Here is a 12,165-nt window from a genome sequence, read left to right on the forward strand (position 1 = left end):
CTCCTTTTATTGATGTTTATTTCTTAAACAAGGTTCCAACTTCACGACCTGCCAAAATATCAAATAATACATGGGGACTTTTTCCATTTGCTAAAACCATAGAAATATTCGCAGTCAAAGCTCCTGTCGCGGTTTTCAATTTACTCTTGATTCCCCCGCGGCTTAATTCTCCTAAATGAGGATCGGATTCCTCTAATAAACGCTGATCGATTTCACTTAAGTGTCGGATCATAGTCGCTTCCTCATTAACCAAAGGATTCTCTGAATACAAGCCATTTACATCCGTTAACATGACTAGTAAATCAGCCTGAACAACCTTCGCTACCATCAGAGATAACTCATCATTATCTTCAAACTTTCCTCGATGACATTCTTCATCAAGTGTCACAGCATCGTTTTCATTGATAATCGGCAAAATTTGATGCTCTAAAAGCTCATGGATCGTCTGGGCAAACACTTTTTGACTTTCAGGTTGTTCCAACACATCCCGACTCAATAAAAGCTGTCCAATTTTTTGGTCCTGCTCCTTAAAAGCAGTTTCATACAAACTGGTCAACAAGCCTTGACCAATAGCCGCTGCTGTGAATTTTGAAACATCGCCTAACTGAGTAATTCCCGCACCGACAGCTCCAGAAGAAACTAAAATGAGTTTCTTCCCATCCGAAATCAGTTGAGATAGCACGTTGGCTAATTTTGTGATGGCTGGTTCGATAACACCTGTTTCAGGTGACACTAGTAAACTTGTCCCAACTTTTATTACAATAATATCTGCCTTTTTTATTTCTTCTCTCATTCACTACACCTTAATTATAAAAAACAGGCAACACAACTTAATAAAACTATATTTGTCAATTGCACTTTTATTATTTTTGGTTAATGATATCATAAAATTCTAGGCATGGGAATATTTTATTTTTTTAATCAAAACCCTCTTTCTATCGGAAACGCTTTATGTTATTGATAAATTTGATTACTCAAAAAAAAGATAAATTGTTAAACTATTTGAATATCAGTTATTTCATTTAATTTATTTTTGGAACACTAGTTTGAAAACAAAAATTTTTATAACTGTTGTAATAAATATAAATAACTAGCACATAAAAATATCGAATACTATCAATCCAATTCCACACTCACTTTTGCAACCTAATTTAACTTTTGGTCCTTTACTGCAAAAAAGCAGCACATCCGCAATGTGCTGCTTTCGTCTTAGAAATTATAATGGTGTAGAATCTAATTCCCCATTTTCAAGAATAAAATGGAAGGGGCCTTCATGAGTGAATGGTCTTCTTCCGCCACGATACGCATTATCCGTAAAAGTCATGAAGCTCTTTACAAAATTTTGTCGCGTATCAATCGTGTAAGACACACAAAGACCGGATTCTTCAATCCAGTCAACAGAGAAAATTCCTCCTGGATACTCCTCGACATGGATTGTTTCAACATCTGTAGCCCCTGCATCTTCTTCCCGAATTGAGGTCCAACGCAATTGGTTGTCTTCCATAAAATCAATTCGAAATTGCAGCCCAGAGTCAAACGTGATTTTCGCTATTTTGCCTTCTAATGGATTACTCTTCATATATGCACCTGCTTTACCTTTTATTGTATAACACTCACTCAATACCTATCATACATTTTTTGAAGCGGTGTATCTATAAAATTTGAGCAGAAACGAGCATTTTGTATGCGCTTTATTTAAAAATATTTTTTAAACCTAAATTCAACGGTATTCTTAGTCTTTCTTCCCCACATTGAAAAAACTCAGAAATCCTAGACACAGGATAAACACTCCGCAAATGATTACCATCCATTGAATTTTTATAGCATCCGCTAGCGGACCGAAAACGGCTGTACCAAACGGCATAAATCCATTGTATATCACTCCTAGAAGACCAAAAATACGTCCTTGTTTCTCATCCGGCACCTGCTCTTGTAACATCGTTGTCGTTGATGATTGAACAATTGGAATGAAGAGGCACATCATGAACATCGAAACCGAGAATACCCAAAAGCTGGACGTAATCCCCAGCAACAAAGAAAGTATACCAAAACCAAACAGCCCAGAAATCAGTGTTTTAATTCTATTCTTAAATCCACCCCAAATCCCTAAGAGAATGCCGCCCAACACCATACCTGCAAACCCAGCCATCTCATTCACAGTTAGAAATAAATAGTTGTTGCCAAAGCTTCGCTCTATTAACAGTACGGTTAAAAAACTGGAAGGAACACTTAAAAAGATAAATGCACCGTACGTGAGTAACAACCATCTTATCTTTTTTTCTCCTACCGCATAGATAATCCCCGCCTTCATATTCGCAAAAAAGGTTTCTTCCGGGACCTCTTCCATAGCAGGCGGGTTTCCGATAGGTACTAAGCATAGAATGATGATTCCAATGATTGCCGTTACTACATCAATCAGTAGTATCCATTGAAAGCTTCCAACAGATAAAATCCCACCCGCCACTGCCGGAGAGGCAAATTGCACAATAGCCATCATACTGCCATTAATGCCGTTATAGCGAATCAACTGTTCTTCTGGAACGATCTGTGGGATTACTGCGCTAACCGCTGGTGTTTGGATTCCTGAACCTATCGATCGCAACGCCGATACCAAAACCAGCAGTGGAAGGATATCCGCTGTTTTCCCGAATAGAAACACCAACACTAAAAAGAAAGTTACGATAGCAATTCCCATGTCTGCAAATAAAATGAGCTTTTTTCTCGGATAGCGATCTGCTAACACCCCTCCAAAAATGGAAATGATCATTTGCGGAATTGTAGAACTCAACGTAAGGACAGTCATCCATAATCCAGATGAAGTCTCCAATGCCACTTGCCAGATGATCGCCATCTGAACAATAGACGAACCAAACAACGTGATTCCTTGACTAAAGATGAATAACACAGTGTTTCGTCGCCACATCTGCGAATAGCTTTGCATTTCTTTCATCACCATAATAGCCCTCACTTTCCTGTAACCACAAAAGCTTACTAGAAAAATACAGATCGGTGGCTTAGTGTAGGGTTTGTTTTTTTCTTCAAAAAAACAGGTATCATTTGAATTACGATACCTGTCAGTTATTGTATTGCTTCTTATTCTTCTATTTGATAAAGCGAAGTAGACAGATAACGTTCACCATTATCTGGAACGATCGCCAGAACTTTTTTATCTGGGCTTAATTCTTTTGCTACCTGAATAGCTGAATAGATTGCCGCCCCTGCAGAAATACCGACTAAAATTCCTTCTTTCGCCGCAACTTCTCTAGCCGTTTGCAATGCTACATCACTTGAAACAGATAGTACTTCATCATAAATTGCAGTGTCTAATACTTTTGGAACAAAACCAGCACCGATACCTTGAATTTTATGTGGAGAATGTGTTCCACCTTTTAAAACTGGCGACTCTTCTGGTTCTACCCCATAAATTTTCAAATCTGGATACACGCGTGTTAATTGTTGCCCTGCACCTGTGATCGTTCCGCCTGTACCGATCCCTGAAACAAATGCGGCTAACCCCTTTTCGCCAAAAACTTCTTGAATCTCTTTAGCAGTTGTCTCACGATGAGCTGCTGAGTTTGCCGGATTATCGAACTGCAGCGGCATAAAAAATCCAGCTTGTTCAGCTAGTTCGGCTGCTTTAGCGATGGCTCCTTTCATCCCTTCCGCTCCAGGAGTCAAAATCAATGTTGCTCCATATGCTTGAATCAGTTTCCTTCGTTCAATGCTCATCGTGTCCGGCATCACAATAATCACTGGATATCCTTTAGCCGCACCTACCATGGCCAAACCAACACCCGTATTGCCGCTAGTCGGTTCTACAATTGTATTTCCCGGTTTCAAATTGCCATCCTTTTCAGCGGCTTCAATCATTTTTAACGCAATCCGATCCTTGACACTACCACCAGGGTTAAAAAATTCCAGCTTTACATAGACTTCAGCACTTGCCTCAGGCACAAGTCTATTTAATTTAACTATTGGTGTTTCTCCAATTAACGATAAAATCGATGGATAACTTTTTCCCATATTTCTTCCTCCTATTAACTAATTTTTACATGACTGACTTCTACCGATAAAGATTTGTTATATACTTTGAAACCTGTTCATCTTCTGGTACATCAACTATACCTGTTGCTTGCCTGTTTGAGCTAATTGCGATTTTTTATGACTATCCATTAATTTTAGCTATGCCTCAAATTCTCCGTGATTTATCTTCAATACTTTACAAAATGAAAGTGAACGAGCATATTACCAGCGATTTCGATAGTTTATGCTCGTTCGGCTTTATAACTAATTTATCATTTCCAGCTTAACTCTTTATGCAAAGGTGTCGTTCCGTTACGCCTCCTGTGCTCCTTCACTTCGACTGATCGTTGCTTGATCAGACTTTTTTTCGACACGGTTTCCTAAGCGAGTGATCAATAATACTACAGCCATCAATCCGCTGATCACAATTCCTGCAAGGTAAGAGTTCGCTCCTACGGAAATTTTTGTTGCCGCAAGTAGAATCGGCGCTGCAAATCCAGCTAGTGACGAAATCAACGTGTTCATTGCGATTGCCACTGGAAATTGCTGATGGTTTGCCAAAATGGATAGTTCAAATGGAATAGCCTTTGGGGGCCCTTTGAAGATTCGAATACTATCAACCCTATTTTTATTAATCGCAACCGTGCCAGCGAACCTCTGCAAAATATCGGACATGCTGACTTGTTTCAAGATACTAAAGGAAACTGGTGGTTGACCTGCCTTGGGACCCGACCATCAACTATTGGTTTTAAGCAGATCACCAATATGGGGCGTGAAACTTTGCTTTATCCAGTAAATTGGGAAAATGAATGGCCTGAAATCAATCAGGGAATCCCAAGCGAAGTTGTAGATATGAAAAACTATCCTAAACATCAACACACGTTAATTAATAAACAAGAATTGACCGATTTTTATGATACATTTGATCAACCTATCTTAAATCCTGAATGGTTAAGTTTGCGAAATTCACTAGAAGAAAGTGTCCTATTGAAGAATTCAACCTTAACGTTAAATGGGCGAATAACAACGATTGAACAAGAAGGAACACCAGCATTTCTTAGAATTCGGCAAACAGAACAAGCTGAGTCGTTTACTGTAATTGTATCAGCTGATACTACCATCAATAACGGAAAAATCGGTATTCTCAGTCTAATTAACGATACACATTTCGCGACCATTTTGGTGATAGAGCAGAACAATGAATTTGTCGTATCACGCTATCAAAAAGTAGAGGAGCTAATCATAGAAGAAGATCTAGGCACGCTTGGATCAATTCCGATTCAGTTTGAACTGATCAATCAATCCGCAGTAAAAACCTTTACTGTAATCGATGGTAAAGAAACGCTAAGTTTTGGGACAAGCTCTCTGCATTTTTCTAACGAAGCAATCGCCGCCTTAAACACCGGAGATATTCAAGGTATTTATGTTTTAGATGATGCTGCGTTTGTTGTTGATAATGTACGGCGAAAGGCGAATTCTTTTGATTAACTAAGAAAAAATACAGCTACGAAAAAAATCGCAGCTGTATTTTTTAATTTTAATCATAATTATTTACTAAAGCCTTTTATTCCTTTTTTACGAGAAAAATAAATTTCTCCAGCAGATAGCAAACAAAGTATCCCTATCCAGATAAATGGATTTTGCTGTTCTCCAGTATTTGGCAACAACTTTTCTATTGCTGTTGTATGACTAGTAGAACCTGAGTTTCCACTAGTTTTGTTCGTATTTGGTAATTTGTCTTTTTCAATCGTGAGAAGTACATTCTCTTTGATTACATTAATTCGTCTAGCATTTTTTACAGAGATCTTCACTGGTTCAGAGTCAAGTTTGTACCCTTTTGGTGCTTTTTTCTCTACAAACTGATAATCTCCTTTAGGAAGATTATGCAAATAGATCAAACCGTTTTCATCCGTGACTAATTTCTCGTACCCTGATACTATTTTTCCTGCAGTATCTTGCAACTCAAATTCTGCACCTTTTAGTGTTTTTTTATGATCTTTGTTGTCTACCTTTTTAAGTACGACGCCATTCTTTTTCTGATGATTCTTAACTTCCTTCAGATTTTTTTCAAAATCAGAACTACTATCGCTCTTTATTTCAAAGTTAATTGCTGTTCCATCTAGCTCATAACCTTTAGGGGCTTTCACTTCCGTAAGAGTGTATTTTCCAGGAGTTAGATTGTTAATCGTTAATTTCCCATTTTTCCCAGTTACTCCGATTGTTTTTCCGCCAATAGTAATCACTTTGTTATCCGCATCTCGTAACTCAAATTCTGCACCTTCGAGTGTATCAGCTGAATCCCCATCAATTTTTACAATGGTAATTTTCCCGTTTACCTTCTTTGGTTCCGTGTACTTATTAACGAACTTTTCTGGCCTATTGGTATCATCGCCATCATCATCTGAATAAAGCACACGAGCCTCTAACTCATTTTTACTATTCTCTTCAACAGTCACTGTGGCTGTTACCTTTTTTTTGTCGTAGGTAATTCCTGTTGCTTTTCCAGTTACTTCTTCGATCGAGTAAACATAGGTTCCTGCTGTGTCGAATTCGATACTGTCAAATTTCACCTTGCCATTTTTGGCATTTGCCTTCGTCTGGACTTCTCCTTGGCCGGTCAACTTGAATTCGAATTCTCCCGCATATAATTTTTTACCGTTCAAGATCTTCTGCACTTCTAAAGTCAATTTCGTTGGCTTCGCTTGCGGTTTGATATATTCATTGACAAACTCTTCTGGCGTATTGGTACCATCGTCATCTGTATAAATTACACTAGCTATTAATTCATTTTTACTATTCTCTTTAACAGTTACTGTGGCTGTTACCTTTTTTTGATCATAGATAATTCCTGTCGCTTTACCTATAACTTCCACAATTTCATAAACATAGGTACCCGCTGTATCAAATTCAATACTGTCAAACTTCACTTTACCATCTTTAGTGTTTGTCTTCGTCTGATCTTCTCCGTGACCGGTCAGTTTGAACTCGAAATCTCCCGCATATAATTCTTTACCATTCAAGATCTTCTGCACTTCTAAAGTCAATTCCGTCGGCTTCGATTGCGGTTTGATATATTTATTGACGAATTCTTCTGGCGTATTGGTGTCATCCCCGTCATCATCTGTGTAATTTACACTAGCCTCTAATTCATTTTTACTGTTCTCTTTAACGGTCACTGTGGTTATTACCTTTTTTTGATCATAGGTAATCCCTGTCGCTTTTCCAGCTACTTCTTCGATCGTGTAAACATAGGTGCCTACTGTGTCAAATTCAATGCTGTCAAATTTTATTTTGCCATTTTTGGCGTTCGTCTTCGTCTGATCTTCTCCGTGACCGGTCAACTTGAACTCAAATTCTCCTGTAGATAAATCTTTACCGCTCAAGATCTTCTGCGCTTCTAAAGTCAATTCCGTCGGCTTCGATTGCGGTTTGATATATTTATTGACGAATTCTTCTGGCGTATTGGTGTCATCCCCGTCATCATCTGTGTAAATTACACTAGTTTCTAATTCATTTTTACTGTTCTCTTTAACGGTCACTGTGGCCGTTACCTTTTTTTGATCATAGGTAATCCCTGTCGCTTTTCCAGCTACTTCTTCGATCATGTAAACATAGGTACCTGCTGTATCAAACTCGATACTGTCAAATTTTATTTTGCCATTTTGGTCATTCGTCTTCGTCTGGTCTTCTCCGTGACCGGTCAACTTGAATTCGAAGTCTCCTGAAGACAATTCTTTACCACTCAAGGTCTTTTGTGCCTCTAAAATCAATTCCGTTGGCTTCGATTGCGGTTTGACATATTTATTGACGAATTCTTCTGGTACATTGGTGTCATCACCATCATCATCCGTGTAAATCACGCTGGTTTCTAATTTGTCTTTTTCTTTCTTAACCGTAACCGTTGCGGTAATTTTTTTCGGGTCGTAGGTAATTCCTTCTGAATTTCCTTGTGTTTCTTCAATCGTATAGATATACGTACCAGGAGCATCGTAATCAATACTGTCAAACTTCACGTCACCTTCATTAGTATTCGTCTTCGTCTGGTTTTCTCCATGACCAAGTAGAGTGAATTCAAAATCCCCAGACTGCAACGTCGACCCAGTTAATTTCTTTTTCACGTTTAAATCAACTGTTCCTGAAAGTCTTTTATTATAAATATCAAAACTGAACCCTTCACTATCTGAAGCGGATATTTCAAAAATTCCATCTGTTGTCAGATTGGTTTGATTTTCAATAATCATCTTCGGATCGTAATTGTCCAATCCAGAAATTTCCTTAATCTTATACTTACCAACTTTTAAGTTACCTAATGTTGCTTTCCCATCTACATCCGTAATTAAAGTCCCCACTTGTGCGCCTTCTTGATTGCCGTCATACTCGACAACTTCAAACTGAACATTGGCAATAGGTTGATTAGTATCTTTATCCTTTTTCACAATCTCTATAGCATTTTTTGGTACTTTTCCCTCTCCACCCGCATCAGACTTCTGATAAATGACAGCAGATTCATTGCTTGTCATATCCCCATTGTCATAATACAGGTGAGCTGTATTAGAGAATCTATGATCACTAGGAACAGAACTATCCGCTTGAGCTTGCATTTCAATTGTATAACCAATGGACCAAGTACCATTGGACTCATCGTATAAATTTCGCAAAGCTGCTAATGTTGCTACTTTTTCTTCATCAGTCATACTAGTAGCACTGTTTATCATGTTTTCCATGTATTCCCATGTCCGGTCAAATACTAATCCTGCTTGTGCACCAGAGGTACTATCTGGAATTTCCCCAAGATGTATCAGCAGTGTCTCTTTTTTAGTAACATCATCCACATAGATAGCGAAACTTCCAACAGGATGATTCTTAATATCTTCCTTGGCAGTATCAATCGAACTCATGTCAATACTATCTGCAACATCATGATAATTACTACGATTCATTAAGACTGAGCCTATTCTGCTATCGGTTACCGTACCATCAGGTAATACTTTATAAATTGAAACACCTGCTCGATATGGGAATGGAACAGCGTCTGATCCTACTTGTTCTCGTAAAAAGGTTAGCCCTTCTTCCAACTCATCTACAAATACAGCATTTGAGTAAATTTCCGAACTTGCTTTGCCACCTTTATATATGGAAGTAACATCGTCCATGTTGACTTGTACTGACCATTGTAATCGATTGGTATTTAATGCTTGATACCCTTGTTTGTATAAAGTATCTGTAAAATTGATTTCTTTATCAGGATTTTTTCCAATACTAAAAGAAGGAAGTTCGAAATCACCGATGGTTACTAATTCTTCTTTTGATAACTCTTTATTAAAAAGTCCCGTGTATCTGAAATAGCCGTTTTCAATCGACGAGATCTTCTCTTTAGCAATCGTGTCATTAAAAACTACTCGAAAAACAGAATAATCATAATTTCCAGAAGCGTCGGTCACTTTATATAGTTCATACGTACCTACATGGTAGTCCTGTCCTTCAACCTTAATATTCAAGGCGCTGGCTGGAACATCGGTCAATCTAAGAATTGATGGAAGTTTAATTTCCATGTAATCTCCAGATTGAATAGTAGACGAATCCAGTATTTCCCAATCCACGCTTAACCGAAATGATTTTGTGGTAAGTTGGGAATCGCCATCTTCAATCGGTGACCATCCACCTGAGCCATCACTTTTTTCAAGTAAAACATTCTTGATTTCGGGCGTAACCTCTTTAATCACCTGTGGCATCACAATTTTCTGAGTAATAGGATCACTAGTCTTATCGTCTTCTGTCATATAGAAAATCGTTTTAGTAACGTTATTCCCAAAATCAACAATTTCGTTTATCAGATTTTTTCCGTTAGTTGAGGCTTTCAACGTGATTGAAATGATCGGTGTTTGCCTTTTCTCTGTCTCATAAAAAAACAATTGATTGTTCTTTACCGTATAGCTATTATTTGAATTTTCAATATTTCCATCTTGCTCTTCAAAAATCAAATTATTAGGCAATGTTACCGAAAAAATCTCTGTATCGGAAACTAGCCATTTCATTTCTACCTCAATGATTTCATTTACTTCTATCGGATTTTCAGCCGTTATTTCACTGCCATTGCTATGCTTTAATGTCGCCTCTTGAATTATTGCACCTTCTTGTAACGTAGTTTTTGCAAAAATTCCAATTGGCAGCATCCCTGACACAATCAAAATCGTTGAAAGTATTCCTATAATTTTTCGTTTCATCTCTTTTTCTCCCTCTAGTTCAATATGAAATGCTCAAAATAATCCGCAGGTTCTTTAGCGGCATAAGTAATCGTCCCAGCCAGACTACCTAAAAGATTTCCCAAATCTGTGTTCCCGGTAGAATTTATCGGCTCATAGGCCTCTTGTAGAAACAAAATTTTTTGTTCAATTTCCTGAGTATTCGTCCGCTTTTTTAATTTATAATTTCTTACAACGATCTCATGATCGCCATCTTGCTCAATAACAATATTTGCATGCCCACTGACTATGCTTGAAATACTATAATTGCTGTAAAGAACTGGCCAATGAGACTGATACATCAGTAGAAAAGGTATAGTCAACGTCACCATCGTTTGCTTTTTCAACTCATCCCTCCTCTAACCTCCACCAAAAGGTCCCCAAGTTCCTTCCAATCTTCTGGTGTTGGCGGACGTTTCCAAATTATCTGCTGGCAAGGCAATGTATCCAACGCAAAATCAGATAGATATATTTTTGTTTTAGTGCTCAATTTTTTTTCATATTGAATGTTCATACTTTGCAAGGAAGACAGCATCCTGCGAATATAGTCGTTATAAATTTCGCCATGTGAAAAATCAATGCAAATATGGAGAGGATTTTCTAGTCGTTCAATAGGAATTTGGGTAATAACAAAAAACAAGTAATCATAATAGAGCTTTGTCTTTTCCTGTCTACTTAGGAAAAGCGATCGCAGCTCCGCCTTCTCTACAAATTCTTGAATGAAGTCATCAAGCAAAGGATTTATTTCTTGAAAATAGCGAATCTGACCTTTTGTGATGAACGTTGACTCTTTGAAATGATAAATCAACCATTTACGATTTATATTTCGAAATTCATCAATAGTATTAGTCGAAAAGGTTAACTTCTCTCCATTACGCTCTATTTGAGTTCCCAATGAGTTAAAAAAAATAGTCGTCAATTCCTTAGCCTGATCCTCAACACTAGACGGTAGAAAATCGACAAACGATGACCGATCGATCGCCTCCAGATAAACAAATAGATAAAAATAAGCGAGTTCAAATTGGATTTGTTCGGCATTCAGGGCGAATTGATCCTTTAATACTTTCTGTAAATACGTAAAAAATTCTTCCTCATTAATAGAAATAAATGCATGATCTATTGCATGATTATGCTTTAAACGTGTCAACCAAATACATAAAAAGAAAATGAGTTTAATTTCTTTTGTTTTCACTAAGCTAGTCTTGTAATAGTGAATAAAGTGATTCAAAATATCTCTCGCAAGTTTTATTATGGTTTCCTCGAAAGGATTTTTGATGCCATTAAACAACTCGTAATAAATGCCAAATAGAAAACTTCTCAATTGAAATTCTTGCCCTGATAATTTATTTTTCTTTAATTGAATATTTTCGTCGGACAACAGTTTCTTTAAGTTTTTCTGATATTTATACGCTCCTGAACGGCTTAAGTTGATTTTTTCCTGATCCAATTGACTGTCTAAACTAATTTCTTTCGTCAGAAACAGATGAAACATCTGATAAGCTGGACTCTTTTCAACATAATAAACTCGAAGTTTTTTTACCAAGAGATGTGAAAATTTGGAACTACGAACTTCCCCATCATTACTTAGTTCAATCAGATGATTCTCTCCTATCTTTTCCAGATCGTATCCCAGCTCTTTCAAATATGTCTCTGTTTTATAAGCAGAAAAGTCCAATATTTCACTGATTTGAGTTAATGAACAATATGAATTTCGCTTAATCTCTAATAAATGAGCAATGTACCATTTATAGCGATCGTCCGTAATTAATAAATCGTTGGGAGACATAGCCACCTCTTTCTAACGTCTTTTTACCTGTTCCTTAGCTTAATTATATCTAGCAGATTTTTGTTTCGTTTTATTTTCAGACGCAATTTATCTACTTTTTTATTTCAGCACAAA

The 12,165-nt window shown here is 37.3% G+C and carries 9 protein-coding genes and 1 pseudogene; 2 read left to right on the plus strand and 8 right to left on the minus strand.

Going from position 1 to position 12,165, the window contains the following annotated elements; genetic code table 11:
- Positions 1-16 precede the first annotated feature (16 nt).
- The 5 genes from proB to IGI38_RS13220 form a co-directional block, all read right to left on the minus strand.
- Positions 17-793 (minus strand): glutamate 5-kinase, encoded by a 777-nt coding sequence (proB, locus tag IGI38_RS13200; RefSeq protein WP_438731189.1) that lies wholly within the window; start codon positions 791-793, stop codon positions 17-19.
- 423 nt (positions 794-1,216) lie between these two features.
- Positions 1,217-1,579, minus strand: coding sequence for a MoaF-related domain-containing protein (locus IGI38_RS13205; protein ID WP_438731192.1), 363 nt, complete (start codon positions 1,577-1,579; stop codon positions 1,217-1,219).
- A gap of 153 nt (positions 1,580-1,732) precedes the next feature.
- Positions 1,733-2,956 carry an MFS transporter gene (locus IGI38_RS13210; protein ID WP_438731195.1) on the minus strand — a complete coding sequence of 408 codons (1,224 nt, stop codon included), beginning with the start codon at positions 2,954-2,956 and terminating at the stop codon, positions 1,733-1,735.
- A 137-nt stretch (positions 2,957-3,093) separates the two neighbouring features.
- Entirely contained in the window at positions 3,094-4,023 is a 930-nt protein-coding gene (gene cysK, locus IGI38_RS13215) for a cysteine synthase A (RefSeq protein WP_438731198.1), read from the minus strand.
- Between the two features lie 312 nt (positions 4,024-4,335).
- Positions 4,336-4,698, minus strand: a complete 363-nt coding sequence (locus IGI38_RS13220) for a hypothetical protein (protein WP_438731201.1) — start codon at positions 4,696-4,698, stop codon at positions 4,336-4,338.
- On the opposite strand from IGI38_RS13220, the pseudogene IGI38_RS13225 reads away from it, so the two are divergent.
- Both IGI38_RS13225 and IGI38_RS13230 read left to right on the plus strand, forming a co-directional pair.
- Positions 4,654-4,779 (plus strand): annotated as a pseudogene (locus IGI38_RS13225) (hypothetical protein); the annotation flags it as partial. The gene IGI38_RS13220 and the pseudogene IGI38_RS13225 sit on opposite strands and share 45 nt — an antisense overlap.
- 9 nt (positions 4,780-4,788) lie before the next feature.
- Positions 4,789-5,511 (plus strand): hypothetical protein, encoded by a 723-nt coding sequence (locus IGI38_RS13230; protein ID WP_438731204.1) that lies wholly within the window; start codon positions 4,789-4,791, stop codon positions 5,509-5,511.
- A 59-nt stretch (positions 5,512-5,570) separates the two neighbouring features.
- Here the strand turns inward: IGI38_RS13230 and IGI38_RS13235 are convergent, their stop codons facing one another.
- From IGI38_RS13235 to IGI38_RS13245, 3 genes are read right to left on the minus strand one after another with little or no spacing between them, the layout of a single operon-like run.
- The gene (locus IGI38_RS13235; RefSeq protein WP_438731207.1) at positions 5,571-10,247 is read right to left on the minus strand and encodes a Spy0128 family protein; all 4,677 of its coding nucleotides are present in this window, start codon (positions 10,245-10,247) and stop codon (positions 5,571-5,573) included.
- 14 nt (positions 10,248-10,261) lie between these two features.
- A complete protein-coding gene (locus tag IGI38_RS13240; RefSeq protein ID WP_438731210.1) occupies positions 10,262-10,612 on the minus strand; it encodes a hypothetical protein in 351 nt (116 codons plus the stop codon).
- Complete coding sequence (locus IGI38_RS13245; protein ID WP_438731213.1) at positions 10,609-12,051, minus strand: helix-turn-helix domain-containing protein; 1,443 nt, start codon at positions 12,049-12,051, stop codon at positions 10,609-10,611. Before IGI38_RS13245 ends, IGI38_RS13240 begins: the two co-directional genes overlap by 4 nt.
- Positions 12,052-12,165: the final 114 nt, after the last annotated feature.

Origin of the sequence: Enterococcus sp. AZ128 (assembly GCF_051714485.1) — a bacterium.
In the GTDB taxonomy this organism is placed as follows: domain Bacteria; phylum Bacillota; class Bacilli; order Lactobacillales; family Enterococcaceae; genus Enterococcus_A.